Source organism: Hymenobacter coalescens (assembly GCF_054783195.1).
Map to the genome: position 1 here is coordinate 141,030 of NZ_BAAGRA010000021.1, position 24,959 is coordinate 165,988.

The 24,959-nt window shown below is 64.6% G+C and carries 24 protein-coding genes and 2 tRNA genes; 10 read left to right on the forward strand and 16 right to left on the reverse strand.

The window, feature by feature from the left end; translation table 11 throughout:
• Positions 1–140: 140 nt before the first annotated feature.
• The 4 genes from ACYVKQ_RS19795 to ACYVKQ_RS19810 form a co-directional block, all read right to left on the reverse strand.
• Positions 141–698 (reverse strand): 1-acyl-sn-glycerol-3-phosphate acyltransferase, encoded by a 558-nt coding sequence (locus tag ACYVKQ_RS19795; protein WP_460677089.1) that lies wholly within the window; start codon positions 696–698, stop codon positions 141–143.
• 42 nt (positions 699–740) lie between these two features.
• Positions 741–1,532: a patatin-like phospholipase family protein gene (locus tag ACYVKQ_RS19800; protein WP_460677090.1), complete on the reverse strand. Its 792-nt coding sequence runs from the start codon at positions 1,530–1,532 to the stop codon at positions 741–743.
• On the reverse strand, positions 1,532–2,380 hold the full coding sequence (locus ACYVKQ_RS19805; RefSeq protein ID WP_460677091.1) for an MBL fold metallo-hydrolase: 849 nt from the start codon (positions 2,378–2,380) through the stop codon (positions 1,532–1,534). The genes ACYVKQ_RS19800 and ACYVKQ_RS19805 overlap by 1 nt, the downstream gene beginning before the upstream one ends.
• Positions 2,381–2,449: 69 nt before the next feature.
• A complete protein-coding gene (locus ACYVKQ_RS19810) occupies positions 2,450–2,635 on the reverse strand; it encodes a hypothetical protein (protein WP_460677092.1) in 186 nt (61 codons plus the stop codon).
• Positions 2,636–2,950: 315 nt separating this feature from the next.
• Here ACYVKQ_RS19810 and ACYVKQ_RS19815 point away from each other — a divergent pair, with 315 nt between their 5' ends.
• Positions 2,951–3,202, forward strand: a complete 252-nt coding sequence (locus tag ACYVKQ_RS19815) for a hypothetical protein (protein WP_460677093.1) — start codon at positions 2,951–2,953, stop codon at positions 3,200–3,202.
• A 230-nt stretch (positions 3,203–3,432) separates the two neighbouring features.
• Here ACYVKQ_RS19815 and ACYVKQ_RS19820 read toward each other — a convergent pair.
• The 3 genes from ACYVKQ_RS19820 to ACYVKQ_RS19830 all read right to left on the reverse strand — a co-directional run bounded on the left by ACYVKQ_RS19820 (position 3,433) and on the right by ACYVKQ_RS19830 (position 5,048).
• A tRNA-Asp gene (locus ACYVKQ_RS19820) sits at positions 3,433–3,506 on the reverse strand.
• Between the two features lie 186 nt (positions 3,507–3,692).
• Entirely contained in the window at positions 3,693–4,769 is a 1,077-nt protein-coding gene (locus ACYVKQ_RS19825; RefSeq protein ID WP_460677094.1) for an FKBP-type peptidyl-prolyl cis-trans isomerase, read from the reverse strand.
• 205 nt (positions 4,770–4,974) lie between these two features.
• Positions 4,975–5,048, reverse strand: a tRNA-Asp gene (locus tag ACYVKQ_RS19830).
• Positions 5,049–5,311: 263 nt separating this feature from the next.
• Here ACYVKQ_RS19830 and ACYVKQ_RS19835 point away from each other — a divergent pair.
• Entirely contained in the window at positions 5,312–6,259 is a 948-nt protein-coding gene (locus ACYVKQ_RS19835) for an acetyl-CoA carboxylase carboxyltransferase subunit alpha (RefSeq protein WP_460677095.1), read from the forward strand.
• Between the two features lie 64 nt (positions 6,260–6,323).
• Here the strand turns inward: ACYVKQ_RS19835 and ACYVKQ_RS19840 are convergent, their stop codons facing one another.
• Positions 6,324–7,283 carry an ADP-ribosylglycohydrolase family protein gene (locus ACYVKQ_RS19840; protein ID WP_460677096.1) on the reverse strand — a complete coding sequence of 320 codons (960 nt, stop codon included), beginning with the start codon at positions 7,281–7,283 and terminating at the stop codon, positions 6,324–6,326.
• A gap of 574 nt (positions 7,284–7,857) precedes the next feature.
• Here ACYVKQ_RS19840 and ACYVKQ_RS19845 point away from each other — a divergent pair.
• A complete protein-coding gene (locus tag ACYVKQ_RS19845; protein ID WP_460677097.1) occupies positions 7,858–8,103 on the forward strand; it encodes a hypothetical protein in 246 nt (81 codons plus the stop codon).
• Positions 8,104–8,315: 212 nt separating this feature from the next.
• Positions 8,316–9,485 carry a hypothetical protein gene (locus tag ACYVKQ_RS19850; protein WP_460677098.1) on the forward strand — a complete coding sequence of 390 codons (1,170 nt, stop codon included), beginning with the start codon at positions 8,316–8,318 and terminating at the stop codon, positions 9,483–9,485.
• Positions 9,486–9,506: 21 nt separating this feature from the next.
• Here ACYVKQ_RS19850 and ACYVKQ_RS19855 read toward each other — a convergent pair whose 3' ends face one another.
• The 6 genes from ACYVKQ_RS19855 to ACYVKQ_RS19880 form a co-directional block, all read right to left on the reverse strand.
• Positions 9,507–10,589 carry a nucleotidyltransferase domain-containing protein gene (locus ACYVKQ_RS19855; protein ID WP_460677099.1) on the reverse strand — a complete coding sequence of 361 codons (1,083 nt, stop codon included), beginning with the start codon at positions 10,587–10,589 and terminating at the stop codon, positions 9,507–9,509.
• Positions 10,590–10,658: 69 nt separating this feature from the next.
• On the reverse strand, positions 10,659–11,423 hold the full coding sequence (locus ACYVKQ_RS19860; RefSeq protein ID WP_460677100.1) for a nucleotidyltransferase domain-containing protein: 765 nt from the start codon (positions 11,421–11,423) through the stop codon (positions 10,659–10,661).
• Positions 11,424–11,497: 74 nt separating this feature from the next.
• The gene (locus ACYVKQ_RS19865) at positions 11,498–12,280 is read right to left on the reverse strand and encodes a class I SAM-dependent methyltransferase (protein ID WP_460677101.1); all 783 of its coding nucleotides are present in this window, start codon (positions 12,278–12,280) and stop codon (positions 11,498–11,500) included.
• Positions 12,273–13,337 carry a hypothetical protein gene (locus ACYVKQ_RS19870; protein ID WP_460677102.1) on the reverse strand — a complete coding sequence of 355 codons (1,065 nt, stop codon included), beginning with the start codon at positions 13,335–13,337 and terminating at the stop codon, positions 12,273–12,275. Before ACYVKQ_RS19870 ends, ACYVKQ_RS19865 begins: the two co-directional genes overlap by 8 nt.
• 33 nt (positions 13,338–13,370) lie before the next feature.
• A complete protein-coding gene (locus ACYVKQ_RS19875) occupies positions 13,371–13,913 on the reverse strand; it encodes a GbsR/MarR family transcriptional regulator (protein ID WP_460677103.1) in 543 nt (180 codons plus the stop codon).
• 28 nt (positions 13,914–13,941) lie between these two features.
• Positions 13,942–14,877, reverse strand: a complete 936-nt coding sequence (locus tag ACYVKQ_RS19880) for a TIGR01777 family oxidoreductase (RefSeq protein WP_460677104.1) — start codon at positions 14,875–14,877, stop codon at positions 13,942–13,944.
• Between the two features lie 309 nt (positions 14,878–15,186).
• Here ACYVKQ_RS19880 and ACYVKQ_RS19885 point away from each other — a divergent pair, with 309 nt between their 5' ends.
• From ACYVKQ_RS19885 to ACYVKQ_RS19900, 4 genes are all read left to right on the forward strand, one after another.
• A complete protein-coding gene (locus ACYVKQ_RS19885; protein ID WP_460677105.1) occupies positions 15,187–15,999 on the forward strand; it encodes an SDR family oxidoreductase in 813 nt (270 codons plus the stop codon).
• A 97-nt stretch (positions 16,000–16,096) separates the two neighbouring features.
• Positions 16,097–18,859: an MGH1-like glycoside hydrolase domain-containing protein gene (locus ACYVKQ_RS19890; RefSeq protein ID WP_460677106.1), complete on the forward strand. Its 2,763-nt coding sequence runs from the start codon at positions 16,097–16,099 to the stop codon at positions 18,857–18,859.
• Between the two features lie 138 nt (positions 18,860–18,997).
• Positions 18,998–19,984, forward strand: a complete 987-nt coding sequence (locus ACYVKQ_RS19895; protein ID WP_460677107.1) for an NADP-dependent phosphogluconate dehydrogenase — start codon at positions 18,998–19,000, stop codon at positions 19,982–19,984.
• A gap of 79 nt (positions 19,985–20,063) precedes the next feature.
• The gene (locus tag ACYVKQ_RS19900; protein ID WP_460677108.1) at positions 20,064–20,660 is read left to right on the forward strand and encodes a TMEM175 family protein; all 597 of its coding nucleotides are present in this window, start codon (positions 20,064–20,066) and stop codon (positions 20,658–20,660) included.
• A 14-nt stretch (positions 20,661–20,674) separates the two neighbouring features.
• On the opposite strand, the gene ACYVKQ_RS19905 is transcribed toward ACYVKQ_RS19900, so the two are convergent.
• Both ACYVKQ_RS19905 and ACYVKQ_RS19910 read right to left on the reverse strand, forming a co-directional pair.
• Positions 20,675–20,923: a helix-turn-helix domain-containing protein gene (locus tag ACYVKQ_RS19905; RefSeq protein ID WP_460677109.1), complete on the reverse strand. Its 249-nt coding sequence runs from the start codon at positions 20,921–20,923 to the stop codon at positions 20,675–20,677.
• Between the two features lie 2 nt (positions 20,924–20,925).
• Positions 20,926–21,585, reverse strand: coding sequence for a DUF2975 domain-containing protein (locus ACYVKQ_RS19910; protein WP_460677110.1), 660 nt, complete (start codon positions 21,583–21,585; stop codon positions 20,926–20,928).
• A 309-nt stretch (positions 21,586–21,894) separates the two neighbouring features.
• On the opposite strand from ACYVKQ_RS19910, the gene ACYVKQ_RS19915 reads away from it, so the two are divergent.
• Positions 21,895–23,631, forward strand: coding sequence for a M28 family metallopeptidase (locus ACYVKQ_RS19915; protein WP_460677111.1), 1,737 nt, complete (start codon positions 21,895–21,897; stop codon positions 23,629–23,631).
• 255 nt (positions 23,632–23,886) lie between these two features.
• Positions 23,887–24,930 carry a S41 family peptidase gene (locus ACYVKQ_RS19920; protein ID WP_460677112.1) on the forward strand — a complete coding sequence of 348 codons (1,044 nt, stop codon included), beginning with the start codon at positions 23,887–23,889 and terminating at the stop codon, positions 24,928–24,930.
• The last annotated feature ends 29 nt before the right edge of the window (positions 24,931–24,959 follow it).

Below are 24,959 nucleotides of genomic sequence, written 5' to 3' on the forward strand. Positions count from 1 at the left end.
GCGCCCGGCCGACCCGATTCTTGCTGATTTACGCGCCAATGATCAGGCGCCCCAACGGGCGCGGACGCAGAGGAGCCGCGGAGGCTGGCGCACCAGGCACCAACTCTCCGCGGCTCCTTTGTCTAAACCAGCCGCCGTCGCTACCGGATGCCCTGCTCCGGGAAACGGCCCTTTTTGGTGCGGTAGAAGGCTTTGATTTTCTCCTCGTCCGCTTCGTAGTTGCCCGTCGGGTATACCGCCGGGCCCACGCCGGCTTCCTTTCGGCTGTAGTCGAGGAAGCCGAGCAGGATGGGCACGCCGGCGGCCTGCGCCGCGTGGTAGTAGCCGCGGCGCCAGCGCGGCTGGTACTTGCGGGTGCCTTCCGGGGTGATGAGGATGATCAGGTCGGGGTACTGCCGGAAAAGCTCCGTCATGGCTTCCACCATGCTGTTGTTTTTGCTACGGTCGATGGGCAGCGCGCCGAGGCTGAGCATCAGCTTGCCCAGGATCGGAATGTCCGTCCATTCCTTCTTCACGGTGAAGCGCACGTTGCGGCGCATCAGGAAAAAAGCGGCCCGCGCGTGCATGAAGTCCCAGTTGCTGGTGTGCGGGGCGGCAATCATCATGGCCTGCCGGATATCGGGCGGAATGCTGGAGGCCAGCCGCCAGCCCACGAGCTTAAACCAAAACTTGGAAAACGCCAGCCAGAAGCCGTTCATAGGTGCGGGTAACAGAAGGTGTCGGGGAAAAAGCCAACAAAGCTAGCCAAAATCCTCGGCGGGTGCCGCTAGCAGCGCTTCCAGCGCCGCGGCCTGCTGCAGGGTGTAGCGGTGACCGATGGCGAAGAGGGCCTCGGCGTGGCGCAGGTCGGCCACGCGGTAGTGGCGCAGTTCTGGGGGCTGCAGCACCAAGGCGCAGCGGGCCAGCCGGGGAGCCACGTTGGTGCCGATGGCCAGCATAAATGTGCGCTCCGCCACGTGCCGGATGCTTTCAATCGGTCCTTCGGGATTGAACACGTTGGTGTGGGCCCCGACGACGACCAGTTCGGGCCGGTTCAGCAGCGGTTCCACCGGCAGGTTGTTCAGCAGCCCGCCATCCACCAGCACCCGCCCGCGGTACTCGATGGGCTGGCAAAGCACCGGCACCGCGCCGGTGGCCAGCAGCGGCGGAATCAGCGGCCCCTCGTCGAAAAAGGCCGTTTCGCCCGAAGCCAAGTCGGTGGCCGACAGCGTGACGGGCAGGCGCAGGTCGGCAAACGTCTGGCGGCCGGGCAGGTGCGCCACAAACAGCTTTTCCAGCAGCGCCAGGCTCACCAGCCCGCGCCGGTAAGCCGGGCGCACCAAGCGCAGAAAACGCGTGTCGGTGAGCAGGCGCAGCACTTCGCGCGGCGGAATACCCGCCGCGAAGAACACGGCCGCCAAGCCCCCGGAACTCACGCCCGACATGGCCCCAATGGGCAGCTGCAATTCCGCCAGCGCCTCCAGCATGCCCAAATGCGCAATACCGCGCGCCGCCCCGCCCGACATGGCCAGGCCCAAGCTCCGGGCTGCCATTAAAGGTCGGCGAGGCGCAGCGTTTCGTGCAGGCGCACGCCGCGGTCGGTTTGTTGCACGGTGCAGGCCTGGGTGTGCGCGTCGTGCTCGAGCACCAGCACCCATTGCTCCTCGGCGGCGCGGCGCAGCACGGCTTCTTTCTCGGCCAGCGTCTGCAGCGGCCGCACGTCGTAGCTCATCACCCAGGGCATGGGCAAATGCGCCGTGGAGGGCAGCAGATCGGCCATAAAGGCCAGCTTACGCCCCTTGTAGTCGAGCACGGGGACCATCATTTTCTCGGTGTGGCCGTCGGCAAACACAATGTCGCGCAGCATGGGCAGGTCGGCGGGCACACCCAGCTGCGGGTCGATGAAGCGCAGGTGGCCACTTTCCTGGATGGGCAGGATGTTTTCGCGCAGAAACGAGGCTTTCTCGCGGGCGTTGGGCGTCACGGCCCAGTCCCAGTGGGCCTGATTCGACCAGTACGTAGCGTTCGGGAAAGCCAGCTCCAGCCGCCCGTCGGGGGTGCGCACCACCGAACCGCCGCAGTGGTCGAAGTGCAGGTGCGTCAGGAAAACGTCGGTGACATCGGCCGCGGTGAAGCCATGCTGCCGCAGCGAGCCTTCGAGCGTGGCGTCGCCGTGCAGGTAGAAATGGCCGCGAAACTTTTCATCCTGCTTGTCGCCGATGCCGTTGTCGACGAGCACCAGTCGGCCGCCGTCTTCAATCAGGAGGCAGCGCATGGCCCAGGTACACATGTTGTTGTCGTCGGCCGGGTACTGCCGCGACCAGAGCGACTTGGGCACGACGCCGAACATGGCGCCGCCGTCAAGCTTGAACAGGCCGGTATCGAGGGTGTAAACGTTCATGCCCGCAAGATGCACAAAGCCGCCCGACCCCACGAAGGCCCCGGCGGCTTTGCTTGATTTCACCAGTAGCTAGCGCAGCAGGGCCAGCACCCCGCGGAAGGGGTTGCCGGCACCGCGGTACGGCGTGTAATTGGGGCGGTGCACGTGGGGCCGGCCGCTTATTTTGGCGCGTACATAGCGGGGACGGGGACGGGCTTCGGCCTGCCCGGCGCAGCCGAGCACAAACAGAGCGAGCAAGAGTACAAGTTTGTTCATAACTCAGAAAGGTTTTGGTCCGTATTTGACACCAATTTATAACTCATCCAATCATATAACCCAAATAATTCTCCAATAATATGATTATTTACACAAATCCTAATTTAAAGCAAAGTTCTTATAATATAATTTTAACAACTACAATCTTATCAAAAACTCAGTAACCCGTACTCTCGGTTTCGTTTAAAGGCCAACCAGCGTGTTTTTGTACATTTCTTGTTCTTGTCACATCATCATGTGATATCCTTACCGTCGCAGGGCACGTTTACTGTTCAGCGGTTAGGCACATACTCCCGGCTCAACCGAACAAGCGCCATGAATGAGGCTTACTTTCTTGCGTTAGGCTTCGAGCGGTGGGTCAGCCCCTTGCCGCTGCAAACGGCAATGTACGTGCACAGCTACGCCGCCTGCGACGGTGCGCGTCTGTATATGGCCGTGCCCCGATCAGCCGCTGGCTCGCCCACCGAAGAGTGCCAACGCCTTGCTGCTACCGTGGAGGCTTTCTTTGGCAAGCACGGCGGGCGCCAGGCCGAGCCCGTGGTGGAGCGCCTCAGTTTGCTCACCTAGCGCAATGCCCCAAGAGGCCGGCATCACATGGATATGTGGTATTAACCCGGAATGATAAACTGTATTTTTGCGCCATGCTGTTGCCCTGCAGCAGCGTTGGTGAATAATGGAATGAGCCCTGGCCCTGCGGTTGGGGCTCGTTTCGTTTCCGGGCACTTTGTTATTAGCTGGCCCAGCCGCGCCGGCCGTAAAAGCAAAAGGCCCTCCAGCGTGCTGCTGAAGGGCCTTTGCGGTCCGGACGGGACTCGAACCCGCGACCTCCGCCGTGACAGGGCGGCATTCTAACCGACTGAACTACCGAACCAGGTAACCCACTCTCAAGCCGTGTGCTTTTCGATAAGGTGCTGCAAAGGTAAGGCGGGTTTTTACATTTCAAAATACAAAATGCTCTTTGGGAGCTAAAAAAACCGCCCCCACAGTGCATAAAGCTGGTTTTAAAGGGCATATGTAGTAATCTTTTTTTTAGCGTGGCAGCCAGAGGCCGTAGCCCCTACCGCTCGGGCGTCGCGGGCCCAGCGGGTTTGATGTCCACCAGCTCCACGTCGAAGCGCAGCACAGCGTGGGGCGGGATGTCGGCGCCGGCGCCGCGCGCCCCGTAGGCCAAGCCCGAGGGAATGAGCAGAATAGCTTTAGCGCCTTTCTGAAGCAGCGAAATGCCCTCGTCCCAGCCGGGAATCACCTGGCCGGTGCCGATGGGAAATTCGATGGGCTGGCCCCGTTTGAGCGAAGAGTCGAACTCTTTGCCGTCGAGCAGGGTGCCGCGGTAATGCACCGCCACCGTCTGGCCTTTGGTGGGCTGGGCACCGCTGCCGGGCTGCGTGATAACGTAGTAGAGGTTCGAAGCCGTTTTTTGGGCCTGCAGGTTGTTTTTCTGCAGGTATTCCTGGATCAACTGGTCATCGATGGGCTTTTGCTTTTCGTCGGCCTGCTTTGCCTTGGCTTGCATGGCCTCCATCATCCGCTGCTGGGCGGCCATAGCATTGTCCTGGCTCTGGATGGCGGCTACCTTCACGAGCAGCCGCATCGTGTTGCCGTGACGCTTGATTTCGGGCGGAGCCGGCCGGCCAGAGGTCTTGAAGGTGAGCGAGTCGGCGTTGAAGCGAAACACGGCCGAGTCGCCGGGCTGGAGCAGCGAAATGGCTTCTTCCAGGCCGCCCTTGCGGGTCACGGCCTGCAGCGGCACGCGCACGGGGTAGCCCAGCTGCTGCTTGCGCGACTGGAACAGCACCGAGTCCTTGGCCGTGCGGTACTCCACGTGCAGCGCCATGACCTGGCCCACGCGTTTGGCGTAGGTTGCATCGCCGGTGGGCGGCAAGGCGGGTTGGCGCACGTAGCGGCCGCTGGCGCGCTTGTAGATACGGTACTCAATGCCCGATTTCAGGCGGTCGTAGGGTGGTTGCTTGGCCGGCGCTGACTTGGCTGGCCCCGCTTTGACTTGCGCGGGCTTAACCTGAGGGGACTTGTTTTGCGCGGACTTGGTCGGCTTGGTCTGAAAAGCCAGCAGCGCGGCCAGGCTCAGTCCCGCAAGGGCGCAGTTTTTGGTCCAACAAATCTTCGTCGTCAGCATCGCATAAAAGGAATGAGCCGAAAGATAGGCGGCCAGCCAAGAACAACCGGCGGAGCACTGGCCCTGGCGCGTGGCGGTGGCCAGGCGAAGCATACTACGGTTCGGGACGGAGAGCCACCAGGTTTGCTCAGACCGGCTTGGCTTTTCGTTAGGGCACTGGCCGGAAAAGCAAAAGGCCCTCCAGCGTGCTGCTGAAGGGCCTTTGCGGTCCGGACGGGACTCGAACCCGCGACCTCCGCCGTGACAGGGCGGCATTCTAACCGACTGAACTACCGAACCAGGGTGCAATGTGGCCGGGGCGTTTCCCCGATTGCGCTGCAAAGGTAGGGCGGTAAATCGGGGCGCTGCAAGCCCCAAGAGAAAGTTTTTTCTCCAAAACAGCTCCGGCGGGCTGTTGTCGCTGATTTACAACTACAAAATTTTTCGCAGCCGACGCAAAAAATTGCCATGCCTTGCTTGCCTCGCTTCGCTTACCTTTGCCCTCCCCCATTTTCCACCGTTAAGAACGACTGCGCGACGGCTCACCGTCGCCCCGTTTGGCCATGCTGCTCGACTTCGAACAACCAATCGCCGCCCTTGAGGGCAAGCTCCGCGAGATGCAAAAGCTGGCGCAGGAAAGCCAGGTTGACGTCTCAGAAGCCGTAGAGGCGCTGGAGACCAAAATCCGGGCCCTCAAAAAGGAAACCTACGCCAACCTCACGCGCTGGCAGCGCGTGCAGCTCTCGCGCCACCCCGACCGCCCCTATACCCTCGACTACATCGAGGGCATGACCCAAAAATTCGTGGAGCTGCACGGCGACCGAACCGTGGCCGACGACAAAGCCATGGTGGGCGGCTTCGCGGAGGTAGACGGGCGTACGGTGATGTTTATCGGCCAGCAGAAAGGCCGCAACACCAAGCAACGGCAGATGCGCAACTTCGGCATGCCCAACCCGGAGGGCTACCGCAAGGCGCTGCGCCTGATGAAGCTAGCCGAGAAATTTGGCAAGCCCATCGTGACGCTCATCGACACGCCGGGCGCCTTCCCGGGCTTGGAGGCCGAGGAGCGCGGACAGGGCGAAGCCATTGCCCGCAACCTGAAGGAGATGTTTATGCTGAAGGTGCCGGTTATCTGCATCATCATCGGCGAAGGCGCGTCGGGCGGCGCCCTGGGCATTGCCATCGGCGACCGGGTGCTGATGCTGGAAAACACCTGGTACTCGGTGATTTCGCCCGAGTCGTGCTCCAGCATCCTGTGGCGCTCCTGGAACTACAAGGAACAGGCCGCCGAGGCGCTCAAGCTCACCGCCACCGACATGCTCAAGGCCGGGCTCGTGGACGGCATCGTGAAGGAGCCGCTGGGTGGAGCCCACACCGACTCCGACAAAATGATTCAGACGCTGAAAAAAACGCTCATCAAGACCTTGGACGAACTGGAAGCCCTGCCGAGCGACGAGCGGATTTCGCAGCGCATCGACAAATTCGGCAAGATGGGTGTGGTGGTAGAGTAAATCCGCCTCCCTTCGTCTGACGCCAGATCAGCCCCGCACGGCAGCGTGCGGGGCTGATTCGTTTTTAGTCCTGCACAGCCCCGGCGAGGCGGATAGCCAGGTCTTCGATATCGGCGCGGCGGGCCAGCACCTGCAGCCACTCGGGCGGAATGCTGGCTTCACCGTAGCGGAGCCCGGCCAAGCCGCCAGTGACGGCGCCGGTGGTATCGGTGTCGTCGCCCAGGTTGACGGCGGCCAGCACGGTTTCGGCGTAGGTTTCGTGGCGCAGCAGGCACCAGAGGGCGGCTTCCAGGGTATGCAGGACGTAGCCGCCGCTGCTGATAGCGGCGGCGTGCACGTCGGGCAGCTGGCCGCTGAGGATGCGTTCAAACTGCTCGGCTTCCTTGGCCGGCACGTTCAGCTGCAGCAGCTGCGCGGGCGCATCTGCGCAAAGCCGCGCGTAGGCTTGGGCCGGCGTCAGCCCCGCGAGCAGGTGCCGAGCCATTTCCAGGTACAGCAGGCAGGCCACGGCCGAGCGGATGTGGCCGTGGGTAATGGCCGACACCTCGAAGATGAGATGGAAGCGGCTTTCCAGCGGCATATCGGGCTGGTAGAAAGCCAGCGGCAGAATGCGCATCAACGCGCCGTTGCCGTTGCTGTACTCGTCGGTGCCGCCGGCCAGGATCAGGTCGGGGTCGGCCTTGAAGCGGCTCAGGGCCTCGCGGGTGGTAATGCCGATATCGAATACGTGGCCGTGCGGCGTCCAGAGGTTTTTGTAGTACCAGCGGCAGCTGTACTCGGCGACCAGACCGACGGAGAAGCCATCAACAATGGCCTGGGCCAGGCAGAACGTGAGCGAGGCGTCGTCGGACCAAGTGCCGGCGGGCTGGTGGTGGGTGCCGTATTCACGCATGCGCACCACGGGGTCGATGCGCCTCTGGGAGCGGCTTTTGAATTCGACGGGCACACCGAGGGCGTCGCCAACGGCCAAGCCGAGCAAGGCGGCGCGGACCTGGGCTTCCAGGATTGATGGAGAAACAGACATTGCGCAGTGGATAGTCGGGCGTAAGATAGCAAGGCACTATCTCAGCGCGGATCCGGCCTGATGAAGCATGAGCTAACCAATTGCACTATGCTCACTATCACACACTTCATCAGAACGCAATGAAAAAACCCGCCGGATTCCGGCGGGCTTTAAGCAGACGACTGGTCCCTCCTACCGTACCACCGCCTGCTGTCTATCTGAAAAGATTCACGTGAAAAACCGGCCGGTCGAGCATTCGGTCCGGCCAGTGCGTTGCTCACTGACTGGATGCACAGACGGCCATCATTCCACATGAAGCCTGCTACATTTGCCTCAAGTCCTGGCCAGGAAGCAGGTGCCCTGGCTCCTTTAAATCTTATTTCTATCAGCTGGCAAGAGCAGATTTAAAAAATAAGAGCGTGCGGGGAACTAGATTTTTATTACAACAAGCAACTGTTTATCAATAGCATAACAATCAAAAACAACAATAAATAAGTCTTATAGACAATGCTCTGGCATCCACTACTGCCGAACTTGGCACACAATTTTCTACTGGCCTGGGGAGTTTAACAAACACATCAACCTTCTCTCTCCGATGATCAGGATCCTGCTTCTCTGTTTTGCGCTGCTGGTGAGCAGCGTTGCCATGCCGGCCGAAGCGGCCCGCATCAGCTCCTATGCCAAGGCCAAAATGAAAGGCCGGATCTACACCCATCGGCCCAACTACAAGCGCTACAAAGGCTGGAAATTTGCCAAGCGCCACAGCCGCAGCAAAGCCGGTCAGCTCAAGCGCGCCAAAGCCGCCCCGTTCCGCACCAAGCATAGCACGACGCGCTTCTAAGGCGCATTATCCAGAACTTCATCAAGCCCCGCCCCGGTCGCGCTGCCTGCGTTACCGGGGCGGGGCTTGGCATTTGCCCCGAACCGATCAGCGCACCAAGCGCCCGTCGACGGCGTCGTTAACGGGAACTGACGTAAGTTGTAGCCCCTTAAGGCTGCCGCGCCTCTACCGGAACGAGTCGGCGGCCATTTTCCCCTTGAGTTGCCGCCCTTATGCAGTTGTTGGAAGTTGCCTCCCCCGAGCAGGCACGAGAGTTTGTGGCGTTTCCGCCGCGCACGATTTACCGCGCCGACCCCAATTACATCCGCCCCCTCGACCGGGACATTGAGCAGGTGTTTGACCGGCGCAAAAACAAGTTTTTTCGTCACGGCGCGCTGGTGCGCTGGCTGCTGGTGGACGACGCGGGCCGCACCATCGGCCGCGTGGCCGCGTTTATCAACGAGCGCACGGCCAAGACGTTTGAGCAGCCGACCGGCGGCATGGGTTTTTTTGAGTGCATCGACGACCAGCAGGCCGCTACCGTGTTGCTCGACGGCTGCCGCGACTGGCTGGCCGCCCGCGGCATGCAGGCCATGGACGGCCCCATCAACTTTGGCGACCGGGACCAGTGGTGGGGCCTGCTCATCGACAACTTCGGGCCGCCTACCTACGCGGTCAACTACAACCCGCCCTATTACCGGCGCCTGCTGGAAACCTACGGCTTCCAGCTCTACTTCAACCAGTACACGTACTTCCGCAAGGTAAGCGACCCGCTCACGCCCGAGTACCAGGAGAAAGCGCAACGCCTGTTTCAGAACCCCAACTACCGGTTTGAGCACCTGCGGCTGACCCACTTGGAGAAGTACGCGGAAGATTTTCGGGTGGTCTACAACAAAGCCTGGGTGAAGCACCTGGGGGTGAAGGAAATGAGCCCGGAGCAGGCCCGCGGCATCATGAAGAAGCTGCGGCCGGTCATCGATGAGCGCATCTGTTGGTTTGCCTACTTCAAGGACGAGCCGGTGGGCTTTCTGATCAGCCTGCCCGAGCTCAACGAGCTATTTCGCTACGTCGACGGCAACCTGAACTGGTGGGGCAAGGCCAAGTTTGCGTTTCACCGCTGGCGCGGGGCAGTCAATACGTTTACCGGCATTGTGTTCGGCATCGCACCGGAGCACCAGCGCAAGGGCTTGGAGTCGACCATGGCGCTGGCGGCCTCCAAAGTGGTGCAGGACCCGCGCAAGGTGCGCTACGAAAACTTTGTCATGAACTGGATCGGCGACTTCAACCCCAAAATGATGCGGGTGGCCGAGCAGGTAGGCGGCCGCATCTGGCGCACCCACGCCACCTTCCGCTTCCTCTTTGACCGCAGCCGGGAATTCACCCGGGCCGAAATCATCAAGTAGCGCGGTGTCAGCCGGCGGGGCTCAGCACCCCGCCGGCGCGTGGTAAAACCGTTGTCGCGTTTCGATGAGCAGCTGCTCCACCGCGGCGCGGTCGGGCTCGGCAGGCAGGGCTGAGGCCGCGAAGGCCGCGTCGACGCGCGCCACCAGCTCCTCGGCCTGAGCCACCAGCTGCCCGTACTCGAACTCCCCGCGGCGAATTTGCAGCAGGAAGTCGCGGTTGGGGCGGCGTACCTGCAGGCGGCCTTCGCGGGCTATTTCCTCGGCCATTTGCAGCAGCCGAAACACGTGCAGCATGTTCTTGGCGTCGTAGTTTTTGCCGTGCTGGACGGTGTTCTGGTAGCGCTCGGCGTTGCGCTTCTGCACCCAGTCCCAGTACTCGCGGTACACCCGGCAATAGGTGCTGTAGCCGTTGCGGTTGAAGGACAGGTACGCCACCGGCTCCTCCCCTTTCGGCACGGCCGAGAGTTGCACGTCGTTGGACAGCTCGGCGTCGCGCACGAGGCCGCGGTAGCCCAGGCGGCCGTCGGCGGAGCGGTCCACGAAAAGCGCGTACAGATCCTGCAGGTGCGGCACGTTGACTAAGCCGCACTGCGTTTGCAGCAGGCCCTGGCGCTGCAGCCACTTTTCGGCGGGCACCGCGCCGGCGCCCTGGGTTACGTAGCAGAAATCGAGCACGGACTTGCGGGCCGGCGGCTCGGGATTATTGATTTTTTTGTTCAGCCCCTTGGCCTTCTTGATCTGGGCCACGGCGTAATCGGCGAAGGTCTGGCGGCAAAGCCGGGAGAGGAACAACTCGGGCCGAAAAGCGCGGAACAGCGGGTGCTGGCGCACCACGCAATCGGGCGGCGACCCGAGCAGCTCCAGCACGTTGGGGTTGTTTTTGAGGGCCAGCTCCACGAAGCGCCGCAGCTCGTAGAACACTTCGTCGTTGGAGTCGTTGGCCACCTGCGGCACGTAATTTAGGCCGAGAAACTGCCGTTCGGGCAGCACAAACACGCCTTTCAGGTCGGTATCGGAGTGGGCCAGGTTGGTGCCGTAGGCCCGGCTCCCGCTCACGGCTTCGAAGAGGATGAGCTGCTGCTGGCGGAGGTCTGGAATAAGCATGAGCAATAAGTTACGCCGTTGGCGCGACGGAAAGCGAAAGGATAGGTCATGTGACGCCCGGCGGCGGGTTTAAAAGGCCGCCGCCAGTAACCGCTGAAACAGCGCGTCTAGCACCGGCGTGGGATCGGGGCGGCGCGCAGAAGGCAGCACAGCGCGGGCCGCTTGGCCGGCCTCGTATTCGGCCTGAATAAAGGCAGCCAGCGCGGCCGGACGCGGCACTACGGTTTTCTCGTTGGCGTCCGCCTTGCGGTGCAGTAGCTCGGTTACCGAGTCCTGCAAATCAGCGGGCAACAGCGTCCGCAGCGGCACCAGCTCCATCGGCGGCACGGCGGCACGGGTTCGAATCCAGCGGGCGGCCAGGGCCGAGCGCAACGCGTAAAACAGCCGCTTCAGTCGAATTTCCGAATGGGGTAGGTCATCTTCCACTCCGCGGCGCACTAGCCCCAGGTAGTGGTGCAGCGCGGCCAGCGGCTGAAAGCAGGCCGGCAACAGCGGCTGCGCGGCGGCCCGGAAGTCCAGCGCTTCGTGGTACACCACCGGCGACTGCAGCCATTCCAACAGGGCCGCGTTGGAGCCGCGCAGCAGCTTTAGCGCCTTGCGCAGGTCCCAGCCGGCCAGGTCCAGCTCGTCGTCAACGGGAAAATTGAGCGTGTCCGGCCCTTCTTCCAGCGTCAGGTACGCCGCGGCGGGCCGCACGTAAATGAAGCGCACGTCGAAGTCGCTGTCGGGCGACGGGAAGCCCCAGGCCCGGCTGCCCGCTTCGCAAGCGTACAGAACGCGTACCTCGTGGGTGGCTTCGAGGCGCTGAAGCTCGGCGACAATCCGGGTTTGCATGCGGCGAAAGTAGCGCCTGCGCCGTTAGCCGCGCAGGCGAAACCCAGCTACCGGGCCTCGCCCACGCCGGTTCGTTACCCGCGCACGCCCACCAGCGCCGTGGCGCAGCCCAGCAGCAGCGGCACTTGGCGTACCTGCCCGAACCCGGCCAGGTGAAACGCCCCCTCCACGGCGTCGAGGTTGGCAAAGGAGTGCGCGTAAAACGGCAGGTAGCGGTGCAGGGCCGCCTGCCCCCGGCTCAGCCAGCTCACCAGCGGCAGCACCGCCTGTAGGTATCCCTCAAACGCGCGGCGGCGCCAGCCCTGCGCGGGCAGCGTCAGTTCCAGCAGCATAAAACTACCGCCGGGCCGCAGCAGGCGCCGCACTTCCTCCGCCAGCTTTTCAAACTGCCGGGTTTCCAGGGTTTTCAGGCCAAAGCCGCACACCACCGCGTCGGCGCGGCCGGCGGGCAGCGGGCACTGCAGGGCATCGGCCAAGTGCAGGGCGGTATGCGCGTGCTGCGGCGCGGTGGCCCGGCGCCGCGCGGCGCCGGCCAGCATGGCCGGGGCAAAATCGACGGCGTGCAACTGGGCGCCTCCGCCCAGGCGGCGGCGCAGGGCCGGCCACATCTCACCGCCGCCGGCCATTAGATCTACCACCACGCCTGTCGCGGGCAGGGCGGGCAGCAGCCGGGCCGCCTGCCGGCGCCAGCACTCCGTCAGGCCCAACGACAGCCACTGGTGCCAGCCATAGCTGGGGGCTAGCTGGTGAAAAAGCCCGCGCACGAAGCCGGGCTCAAACAGCTCGGCGGCGGGGGCGGTATCGGCCGGGCCGCGGCGGGCGGCGGTCCGGGGGCGGCTGAGTACGCGGCTATTCATGTTCAGCTTGCGTTTTGATGGCGGTCAGGACGCGGTGGTGCATGTCGTCGAGCAGGTAGTCGCTCCAGAGCTGCCAGTAGGCCCGCGGGCCGATGCTGTGGCGGTACACCGTGGTGGCTTCCAGCAGGGTGCTGCCGTCGGGCTCGGCCAGCAGGCGGAACGTGCCGCGGTCGACGTGGAAGTAGCCGTGCAGGTGCGGGGCGTGCAGCTGCGGATACGGGCTCAGCTCGCGCATGGGGGCGGGCGTTTCGGGCACCCGGAACTCCAGCTCGCGCCCGGGCTGCCACACGCTGATGGGCAAGCGCGCCCGCCCCTGCGAATACACGCACTCCAGCGCGCGGCCGCCTTTGGCATCCATTACCAGGGCGGTGCGCACCGGATAGGCCACGCCGGCCTTGAACAGCGGCCCGACCGCGGCCGGGTACCGCACCGGGCGGTTGAGCACCTGCCACACCTTGCCGGGGGCGGCCTGCACGTGAAGCCGCGTCGTGACCGTGCGGGGCAGTGCCGCGGCCCCCATTTGCACCTCGGCCAGCTGCGCGGCCGGGTACAGGAGCACCAGGGCCGTGACGGCCTGCAGGCGCTGCGGCCGGCTGCGCAGCAGGCTCAGCAGCCCGTGCCCCAGCAAACCGCCGATGGCCGCCAGCGGCAGGGCAATGGGCAAGGTCATGGCCACGCAGATCAGCCCCTCCACGTGCAAGGTGACGAGCAGCCCCAGGGAGCAGACGATGGCGCTCAGCCACACCACCCACAGCGCCGCCCGCAGGCTCTCGGAGCTGCTGCGCGGCGTATTCACGCTGTAGAGCAGGGTGGCAATCATGCCGGCCACCAGCGGCGAGCCGACGAACAGCACCCAACCGTACTCGCGAAACACGTTGGTCGACAAAGTCATCAGCCCCGCCCCGATAAGGGCCGTCAGCACGATGGCGTAGAGAGCCTGCACGATGGGTAAATCGCCTTTTTCGGGGGAAGGCGGCGGCAGCTGAAAGGGTTTGAAAGGGGCAACGGGCGGCTGCCCGCCCGGCTGCTCGGGCAGCCGCGGTTTATCGGTTTCCATAAAACCAAACCAGTAAGAGGTGGAGCGGCCGCGCTACATGAACAGCCGCAGGAATTTATCCAGGAACCAGTTGCGCTCGGCCTTCATCAGCCCGCCCAGCACGCGGTCGGCGCCGTCGGCTATCTGCTGAATATCGGTGAGCGTGCGGTGAAACTCGCGGTAATCGGGGTCGTTCGGGTCGCCGGGCAGGGTGGCCAGTTGGTCGAGGCTGCGCTTCATCGCGTCCAGCTCGCGGCGCTTCCGCTCGCGGATGATGCAGCGCGTGACTTGCAGCATGTCTTTTTCGGCCACGTAAAACTCGCGCCGTTCGCCCGCGCGCAACTCCTTGTACACCAAACCCCAGTCAATCAGGTCGCGCACGGTCATGCTGGCGTTGCCGCGCGAAATCTGCAGCTGCGTCATCAGGTCCTCGGTGCTCAGCGCCTCGGGCGACACCAGCAGCAGGGCGTGCATCTGGGCCATGGTGCGGTTGATGCCCCAGTTGGCGGCGGAAGCGCCCCACAGCTGAATAAACTGGGCTTTGGCGTGCTGCAACGGCGTTGGGGCCGGCGGCGGGAGTGGCGGTTGCTCGGTCAAGGGAAAGTCGGAATCAGGGACGCGAAAGTTACGCGTCTACAGTACGCAGAATATCGGTGACGGCCGCTTCGCAGGTCGGGAACCGAAACGTGAAGCCGCTGTCGAGCAGGCGCTGCGGGTACACCTTGCGGCTTTTCAGAATGAGCTCGGTTTCGGTCTGGAGCACGAGCGCGCCCACTTCCAGCAGCCATTCCGGCTGGGGCAGGCGCAGCAGCGGCCGCAGCACGCGGGCCAGCAGGGCATTGAAGTCGGCGTTGGGCAGGGGCGCGGGCGCGCACAGGTTGTAGGTGCCGCTGGCCGTGGGCTGCTGCCGCAGAAAATCGACGGCGCGGCAGAAGTCCGCCTCGTGCAGCCAGCTGACCCACTGCCGGCCCGAGCCCTGGGGCGTGCACAGGCCCCAGCGAGCCAGCCGCGCCAGTGTGGGGAAGGCGCCGCCCGCAGCCCCGAGCACGATGGCCGTGCGCAGGGCCACGCGGCGCGTGGCGGGCGCCTCGCAGCCCCAGAACGCCTCCTCCCAGGCCTGCGCTACCTCCACCGAGAAGCCCTGCCCGATGACGCCGTCGGCCTCGGTGTTGGCCGGCTGGTCGCCCTCGGTGTGCTCGTAGATGGTGGCTGTGGAGGCGTTCAGCCAGAGGCGCGGCGGGCGGCGGCAGGCGGCCACGGCGGCCCCCAGCGCGCGGGTGCTGTCCACGCGGCTGCGGATGATTTCGCGCCGGTTGGCTTCGTAGTAGCGGCAGTCCACGGTGCGGCCGGCCAGGTTGATGAGCGTGTCGCAGCCTTCTAGCTCACTGGCCCACTCGCCCAGGGTGCGGCCGTCCCAGCCGACGTAGCTCACGTTGTCGTGGGCCGGCTGCGCCGTGCGGGTCAGCACCACCAGCTCGACGGGCTGCGGGCGAAAATAGTGGAGCAGACACTGGCCCAGAAACCCGGTTCCCCCGGCCAGAACAATGCGTGTGCGGCCCATAGCGCGTCAGGTGGAAGTGGTGGTAAAAGGTTCTTGCTGCTTGTTCGGCTCAAATGTATCACAAGTTTCAATAATTATTGAAACTTGTGATACATAATTTGTAACCTGCTCACAATCAACTGAAAATTTTAATCAATGCCTGATTCATAAGCGCGTTCAGTAGACTTGTTGCCTCAGCTCGCCGCTAACGACGCGGCTATTTGCCAAGCGAAAAGGTTGCGGCTTCATGCGCCCGCCATCGGGCGTTTCGTAACCAAGCACGGCCTTTCGTAGTCTATGCAGCAAGTCTTTCCCGCTAACCTCAGCGCTATGCCCTCAACTCCCTCTCCTCTTGCCAATCAAGTTGCCCTCGTCACCGGCGCCAGTTCCGGCATCGGGCTGGGCGTCGCCGAAGCCCTGGCGGCGGCCGGCGCCAAGGTAGTAGTCAATTACCACAAGGAAGCCGAGCCGGCCGAACAGCTCGTGCAGCGCATCAAGGACGGTGGCGGCGAGGCCATTGCCGTGCAGGCCGACGTGAGCCGGGAAGAAGACGTGCAGCGCATGTTCCAAACCGTCATCGACACCTTCGGTACCCTGCACATCCTGGTCAGCAACTCCGGCATTCAGCAGGACGCGGCGTTTCTGGACATGACGCTGGAGCAGTGGCAGCGCGTCATCGGCGTGAACCTGACCGGGCAGTTTCTGTGCATGCGCGAGGCGGCCCGGGAGTTTGTGCGCCGCGGCCCGCAGCCGGATATTTCCAAAGCTACGGGCAAGATCATCTGCATGAGCTCGGTGCACGAGGTCATTCCCTGGGCCGGGCACGTAAACTACGCCGCCAGCAAGGGCGGGCTGATGCTGCTCATGAAAAGCGTGGCCCAGGAGCTGGCGCCGCAGCGCATCCGCGTCAACGGCATCGGGCCGGGCGCCATTGCCACGCCCATCAACGAGGAAGCCCGCGACACGCCGCAGGAGGAGAAAGATCTGCTGAAGCTGATTCCGTACGGCCGCATCGGCGAGCCGGCCGACATCGGCAAGGTGGCCGTGTGGCTGGCCTCCGACGAGTCGGACTACGTGACGGGCCACACCCTGTTTGCCGACGGGGGCATGCTGCTTTACCCCGGCTTTGTGGGCAACGGCTGATTGTTAATGCAGAAGGAGGAATGACGAAGTGGCTCTTCTGCTCCGCTTCCTCCATCCTCCTTCTTCATTCCCCCTTATTCCTTCTTGCTTTGCCGCCATGTCGACCACACCCGATACGCCCGAGCACCAGCGGCTGGAAGCCGCCAACCACCCGCACAGCCCCACGCCCTGGCGGCGCTTCGGGCCGTACCTGGCCGACCGGCAGTGGGGCACCGTGCGCGAAGACTACAGCGCCGGCGGCGACGCCTGGCGGACCACCACCCACGACATGGCCCGCAGCCTGGCGTACCGCTGGGGCGAGGAAGGCATCGGCGGCATTTCCGACGACCGGCAGCTGCTGTGCTTTGCCCCGGCCTTCTGGAACGGGCAGGACCCGGTCCTGAAGGAGCGGCTGTTTGGCCTGACCGGGCCCGAGGGCAACCACGGCGAGGACGTGAAGGAGCTGTATTACTACCTCGACAGCACGCCCACCCACTCGTACATGCAGATGCTCTACAAGTATCCGCAGCGGGCGTTTCCGTACGACTGGCTGGTGCAGGAAAACGCGCGGCGCGGGCGGCTACGGCCAGAATTTGAGCTGTTCGACACGGCCGTTTTTCACGAAAACCGCTACTTCGACATCTGCCTGGAATACGCTAAGGCCGGCCCCGAAGACCTGCTGATTCAGCTCACCGTTTACAACCGCGGCCCCGAAGAGGCGCCGCTGCACGTGCTGCCGCAGTTGTGGTTTCGCAACACCTGGAGCTGGGGCCACGACGCCTACCGGCCCGATCTGCGCGCCGCCGCGCCCGACGCGGCGGTCGTCGACGTGGCGCACCGGGCGCTGCCGGCCCTGCAGCTGCACTGCGACGCGGCCGGCGGACCGGCGCCGGAGCTGTGGTTTTGCGACAACCACACAAATACGCAACGGCTCTACCAGGTGCCGCCGCCCACGGGCGAGCAGTACTTCAAGGACGGCATCAACGATTACCTGCTGCACGGGCAGCCCGCGGCCCTCAACCCGCAGCGCGCCGGCACCAAGGCGGCCGCGCACTACCCGCTGAGCATCGGCGCGGGCCAGCAGCAGGTGCTGCGCCTGCGCCTGTGCGCCGCCGGAGCGGCCGAACCCTTCGCCGACTTTGACCGGCTGCTGCGGCAGCGGCGCGCCGAGGCCGACCAGTTCTACGCCGTGCTGCAGGCCGGCGTGCCCAGCGCCGACGCACGCAACGTGCAGCGGCAGGCGCTGGCGGGCATGCTCTGGAGCAAGCAGTTCTACTACTACGACGTGCCCGAGTGGCTACAGGGCGACCCGGCCTTCCCGCCGCCGCCCGCCCAACGCGAGCAGGGCCGCAACGCGCACTGGCGCCACCTCAACAACGCCGACATCGTCTCGATGCCGGACAAGTGGGAGTACCCGTGGTACGCGGCCTGGGACCTGGCCTTCCACTGCGTGCCGCTGGCCATGATCGACGCGCACTTTGCCAAGCAGCAGCTGCGCCTGCTGCTGCAGGACTGGTACATGCACCCGAACGGGCAGCTGCCGGCCTACGAGTGGAACTTCTCCGACGTGAACCCGCCCGTGCACGCCTGGGCCACCTGGCGCGTGTACAAGATGGACCAGAAACAGCGCGGGCAGGGCGACACGGCCTTCCTGGAAGCCGCGTTTCACCGCCTGCTGCTGAATTTCTCGTGGTGGGTCAACCGCAAGGACGTGGCCAACCGCAACGTGTTCGAAGGCGGCTTCCTGGGCCTGGACAACATCGGCGTATTCGACCGCTCGGCCGACCTGCCGCCCGGCGTGACCATGGAGCAGGCCGACGGCACGAGTTGGATGGCCATGTACGCGCTGGACATGATGCGCATGGCCCTGGAGCTGACCAAAACCAACCCGCTCTACCAGGACATGGCCAGCAAGTTCTTCGAGCACTTTCTCTACATCGCCGAGGCCATGGCCGGCAGCCAGCAGCCCGGCGCCAGCCTGGACCTGTGGGACGACGAGGACGGCTTCTACTACGACGTGCTCAACACGCCCGAGCACGGCCGGCGGCCGCTGAAAGTCCGCTCCCTGGTGGGGCTGGTGCCGCTGTTCGCCGTGGAGGTGCTCGACGAGGACCTGCTGCGCGAAATGCCCCAGTTTGTGAAGCGCATGAGCTGGTTTCTGGAGCACCGCCCGCACCTGGCGGCGCTGGTGTCGCGCTGGCAGGAGCCGGGCAAGGGCAGCCGCCACCTGCTGAGCCTGCTGCGCGGCCACCGCATGAAGCTGCTGCTGCGGCGCATGCTCGACGAGGACGAGTTCCTCTCCGACTACGGCGTCCGGTCGCTCTCGCGCTACCACCGGGAGCACCCCTACGTGTACCACGCTCCCGGCCGCGACTTCACGGTGCGCTACGAGCCCGCCGAGTCGGAAACGGACCTGTTCGGCGGCAACAGCAACTGGCGCGGCCCAGTGTGGCTGCCGATGAATTTCCTCATCATCGAGGCGCTGCAGCGCTTTCACCACTACTACGGCGACGATTTTCGGGTGGAATACCCCACCGGCTCCGGGCAGCACCGCTCCCTGCTGGAAATTGCCGATGCCCTCACGGCCCGCCTCACCCGCCTGTTTCTGCGCGACGCGGCGGGCCACCGCCCCGCCCTCGGCCCCGACCCGCACCTGCGCGACGACCCGCACTTCCGCGACTACCTGCTCTTCCACGAATACTTCCACGCCGAAACCGGCCAAGGCCTCGGCGCCAGCCACCAGACCGGCTGGACGGGACTGATTGCCAAACTCCTGCACCCCCGCCGCCCCGAAAGCTATCTGTTCCCCAGCGTGGTAGACCAAGCCGAGGAACGCAGGCAACTGCAGGAAGCACCGGCTCCGGAAGCGCCCGGCCAGTAGGCCGGTAACGCGCAGGCAGGTGGCGGCCATACTGGCCCGCGTGGCCAGCCTTGCGGCCTGTTATCCGCCGGCTCGCCTTAGTGCATTGCCCTCTATCCCATTCAGCCATTCCCCGCCCACCATTTCACGTCATTCTTGATGAGCAACACGCAAATTGGCATTATCGGCCTGGGCAAGATGGGCGCGGCACTGGCGCAACAGGCCGCCGAGAAAAACTACCCCGTCGTCGGGCTGGACCTGCACCCGCGCCCCGACCTGGAATCGGAGCGCATTCAGGTGGTCAGCAGCCTGCCGGAGCTGGCCCGGCGGCTGGAGCGGCCGCGCAAGGTGTTCCTCTACATCCCGGCCGGCGCGGCCGTCGACGGGCTGATCAGCGGCCTGCTGGGCGTGCTGGATCCCGGCGACGTCATTGTGGACGGCGGCAACTCCTACTGGGGCGACTCCATCCGCCGGGCCCGGCGGGTGCAGCAGCACGGCCTGCACTACCTCGACTGCGGCACCAGCGGCGGCCCGGCCGGCGCGCGCAACGGCGCCTGCTACATGGTGGGCGGCCCGGCGGAGGCGGTGGCCCTGCTGCGCGAGTTTTTCGTGGCCACGGCCGTGCCGGGCGGCTTTCTGCACACCGGCCCGGCCGGCACCGGCCACTACGTGAAGCTGGTGCACAACGGCATCGAGTTCGGCATGCTGCAGGCCATCGGCGAGGGCATGGGCATGCTCGCTCAATACCGCGAGCAGCTGGATATCAGCGCCATTCTGGAGCTGTGGAACAACGGCTCGGTGGTGCGCAGCTGGCTGGTGGAGCTGATGAAGAAAACCTACGACCAGGAAGGCGGCTTCACCGTGCCCAGCTACATCGAGGACACGGGCGAGGTGAACTGGCTGGTGGCCGACGCGCTGCACATGGAAGTGCCCATTCCGGTCATCACGCAGTCGGTGGTGCAGCTGTTCACCTCCCGCGACAAGGACCCGACCTGGGCCAAGGCCATTGCCATGATGCGCCACGGCTTCGGCGGCCACCCCTACGGCGAGGACGCGGGCATCCGGCACGAGCGGCAGTTCGGGCGCGTGGGCGAGTACGAGCAGCCCGACCTGACGGGCGAGCAGCCCGGGAACAACCCGGCCTGAGCCGGGTGGCTACGCCCGCCTAGGGGCGTGGTTTAGCCGATGGTTCCTTGTTAATTGCGCCCTGATCATTGACTTTGCTATGCACAAGGGCCGCCTGGAAGCATTCAGCGATGGTGTTCTGGCCATCATTATCACCATCATGGTACTGGAACTCAAGGTGCCGCACGGGGTCGGCGACCTGACCGACCTGCGCCCCTTGGTGCCGGTGTTTCTGAGCTACGTGCTCAGCTTCATCTACATTGGCATCTACTGGAACAACCACCACCACATGCTCAGCAGCGCCTCACACATCAGCGGCGCCGTGCTCTGGGCCAACCTGCACCTGCTGTTCTGGCTGTCGTTGGTGCCCTTTGCTACCGGTTGGATGGGGGAAAACCATTTTGCGCCCGCCACGCTCCTGCTGTACGGGGTGGTGCTGCTGATGTCGGGCGTGGCCTATTGGCTGCTGCAGCAACTGATCATCCGGCAGGACGGCCCTAACTCGGTGCTGGCCCATGCCATCGGCAGAGACCTGAAGGGCAAAGCGTCGCCCCCGCTCTACCTGCTGGGCATTACCTCCTCGCTCTGGCTGCCCTGGCTGGCCGGGGCTGTGTACGTCTTCGTGGCGCTGATGTGGCTGATTCCCGACCGCCGCATCGAGCGGACCTTGGTCCGCAAGCAAGAACTGACGCACTAAGCCGCCCTGCGCGGCTACACTTCGGCTTCGGCGGACGGGCCACCGCGGCCGGGCACGGCATCGGGCACGTACTCGAGCAGGTCGCCGGGCTGGCACTGCAGCACCCGGCAGATGGCCTCCAGGGTGCTGAAGCGCACGGCCTTCGCCTTGTCGCTTTTCAGGATGGACAGGTTGGCCAGCGTGATGTCGACGGCGGCCGAGAGCGTACTCAGCGACATTTTGCGCCGGGCCAGCATCACGTCGAGGTTGACGATGATGGGCATGCTCAGACGGTCAGCTCGGCTTCTTCGGCCAGCACCACGCCGCGCTGGTACACGGCCGCCACCACCAGCAGCACCAGCCCGAACTTCCAGCTGCCTAGGTCGCCGGCCGGGTCCAGCACCGCGAAGCGACGAACGGCGTCGCGGCTGCCGTCGCCGAGGGGAAACGCCGGCACCAGGGCACGCAGGCACACCGTCGCCAGAAAGTTGTACACGTCGAGGCCAATCATGAGCAGCCCCAGCCAGCGGATGCGCGCGGCATTGACGCTGGTAAAGGGCGAATCCAGGCTCAGGTCGCGCAGAATGCGGTAGAGCAGCAGCCCGGTGAACATGGAGAACAGCAGCAGGGCCGTGGACGAGCGGCCCAACGAGGAATTGGTGTAGCCCAGCAGCGCCAGAGCCAGGCGCTTGCCCACGTGGGCCTCCCGGTACACCAACCGCTGCTGCTGGCTTTTGTCGATCAGGAAGTGCTGGCGGCCCGCCGCTTGGGCCTGCAGCAAATCCAGCTGCCCCGGGGCCAACTGCCCGCGCTGCGGCGCGGTACGCTCCAGCGTCACAAACACCAGGTCGTGGCTCCCCGTCAGGGAACGGGTGCTCCAGGAGAGGCTCAAAAAGACGCCCACGGCGGAGAGGATAAATTGTAGCAGCGCAAGGGTGCGTAACACACGAAACAACGGCGGAACGGGCGTAGCGGTGGGCATAGGTAAGTGGGATTGACTACACCCAAACCAACGCATTATTTATCGAATAACAATAAATATGTTTCTCTTAACGATAATACTTGGTAAAGCCCCGGGCCATTCGGCGGTGATGGCCGCCGGCTTGACCATCCAAGCGTGCGGCTGCGGCGCTGCCCGCCGGCAATCCGGCGTCCACGTTAGGCCCGCAACTAGTACCTTGAGCCGCAGGTACCGCTGCCTGCTGCCTTTGGGAGCGGGGCCCGGCTCCAAACCGTTTTTGCTTCTTCCCTGCCGATGTCTTTTTCCGCGCGCTTTCCCCACTCTACTCCCGGCCTGGCCGCCCTGGGCCTGCTCGGCCTCGCGCTCAGCGGCCTGCCCGGCTGCCAAACCAAGCCCACCACGACCAGCCCCACGGCGGCCTCAACCCCGGCCCCGGCCGCCGCCACGGCCTCCGCCCGGCCGGTCCCGGCCATCAGCGCGGCCACCATCGGCCGTTACCTGCGGGACGTGGCCTCCGACGAGATGCTGGGGCGCAAGCCGTTCACGGCGGGTGAGGAGCGCATCACTGCGTATATGGCCCGCGAATTCAAGCGCCTCGGCCTGCAGCCCGGTCCCGGCGGCAGCTACTTCCAGCCCGTGCCGCTGGTGGAAATCACCGGCACGCCCTCCCCGACCCTGCAAATCAAGGGCAAGGGCCAGAACCTGAGTCTGCCGTACAAAACCGACTTCGTGGCCTTTACCCAGCGCGAGCAGCCGCAGGTGGCCGTCACCAACTCGCCGCTGGTGTTTGCCGGCTACGGCGTGGTGGCCCCCGAGTACGGCTGGGACGACTACGCGGACCTCGACGTAAAGGGCAAAACGGTGGTCGTCCTCGTCAACGACCCCGGCAACGCAGGCAACGACACCACGCTATTCCGCGGCAAGGCCATGACCTACTACGGCCGCTGGACCTACAAATACGAAGAAGCCGCCCGCCACGGGGCCGCCGGCGTACTCATCGTGCACGACACGCAGCCGGCAGCCTACCCGTGGTCGGTGGTGCTGAGTGGCGCCATCAGCCCTAAGCTGCGCGCCCAGACCGCGAACAAAGGCGCCGACAAGTGCGCCCTGGAAGGCTGGCTGACGCTGGACGCGGCCAAGAAGCTGTTTCAGGCGGCTGGCCAGAGCTACGACGCGCTGTACGCCGCCGCCAACACCAAAGGCTTCCGCCCGCGGCCGCTGGGAGGGCTCACGCTCACCGGCAGCATCCGCAACGGCCTGCGCCGGCAGACGAGCAAGAACGTGCTGGCCGTGCTGCCCGGCACCACGCGCCCCGACGAGTACATCGTCTACTCGGCGCACTGGGACCATTTCGGGGTGGGCCGCGCCATCGAGGGCGACTCCATCTACAACGGCGCCGTGGACGACGGCACCGGCCTGGCGGCGTTGCTGAGCATTGCCGAAGCCTTCCAACAGGCCAGGGAGAAGCCCCAGCGCAGCATCGTGTTCCTGGCCGTGACGGCCGAAGAGCAGGGCCTGCTTGGCTCGGCCTACTACGCCCAGCACCCGCCGTTTCCGCTGAACAAGACCGTGGCCGACCTGAACATGGACATGCTCTGGCCCTACGGCGAGATGAAGGACCTGACGGTCATCGGCTACGGGCAGTCGGAGTTGGAGGACTACGCCCGGGCGGCGGCCCAGGAGCAGGGCCGCTACCTGCTGCCCGATCAGACGCCCGAAACCGGCATGTTCTACCGCTCCGACCACTTCAACTTCGCCCACGTCGGGGTGCCCTCGCTCTACGCCTCGGGCGGATTCGAGAGCCGCACTGGCGGCAAGGATGTCATTGCCCGGCAGCGCCAGCACTACACCACCCACATGTACCACAAGCCCGCTGACCAGTTCGACCCCACCTGGGATTTGGCGGGCATTGCCCAGGACGCGGAGCTGTACCTACGCGTGGGCCAGCGCCTGGCCGGCGAAACGACCTTTCCAAAGTGGCGCGAAGGCTCGGAGTTTCGGGCAGCGCGGGAAAGGAGCATGGAAAAGTAGCTGCCGGACGTTTTCGGCTCGACGCTCCAAGCAACTGAGTCCATGGCTGACTGGACTTGCCGCCCTTGGCTACGGCATCATTGGAGGCTTGACGCCCCGCGGCACCTTCCCAATCCGCTGTGGTACCTCCCTGCGCGGCAGGGAGGCGACGTTTCGCTGCCAGTGGCACCCCAATAGCACGCCATTGCGGACGCGCATTAGCCCTGACTTACCCGCCCTAAACAACCCTACTGCTAGAAACCGCATCTTCCCGGCATGAAGAAACTATTGCTCGTGGCCTTTGGCGTGGCCGTTGCTTCCCAGGCTCACGCCCAAACAACTCCTGCTCCGCTTCCCGATTCCGTTAAAGCGTTCCTAGACAAAAGCTTAACCCTGCTGGAGACCTACTCCCTGGAGCGTAAAGCCGTGGACTGGCCCCAGCTGCGGCAGGTGGTCTACCAACGGGCCCGGGGCGCGCAGTCGGTGCGGGAACTGCTCCCGATTTACCCCTATGTGTTCGAGCAACTCCAGGACGACCACGGCTGGCTGACTTACAAGGGCAAAACGTACAAGTGGCGTAACACCGCCCGTCCGCCGTACGCCAATGCCGCCGTGAAGCAAGCACTGGCCCAAAAACCCGGTCTGATCATCCGGCTCCTGCCCGGCCGTGTCGGCTACATTCAGCTGCCGGGCATCAACGCCGGGGGCAGCCTGCAGGCCATGCGCGACGCGGCCCAGGTAGTGCAGGACTCGCTCTGCCGCCACTACCCCGACCAAGCCCGGGCCTGGATTATCGATTTGCGCCTCAACGACGGCGGCGCCATGGCTCCCATGCTGGCCGGCCTCGCCCCCCTCATCGGCGACGGGCACCTGGGCGGCTTTGTAGACAAAGACGGGCGGCCTGATCAGCAGTGGTACCTGCGGCAGGGCAACTTCTACCTCGATACCCTGAAGGTCACCACGCTGGACAACCGCTGCCCCGTGCGGCGCACCGACAAGCCCATTGCCGTGCTGACCAGCGGACTGACGGCCAGCTCCGGCGAAATCGTGGCTATCAGCCTGAAAGGCCGCCCGGCCACCCGCTTTTTCGGCGAGCCCACCTACGGCGCCACCACCGCCAACGAAAGCTACCGCATCAGCGGCAGCTCCTACCTCACCATTGCCGGCCTGCTGGAAACCGACCGCAACCAAGCCACCTACAAAACCAGCGTTGCCCCGGACGTACCCATTTCTGGCGGCGACAACTTCACCGACCTCAGCAAAGACGCCAAGGTAGCAGCAGCGCTGAAATGGCTGAAAAAGCAGAAGCAAGGCCGGTAGCAGCCTTGCGCTGCGCCACCGGCTGTGAA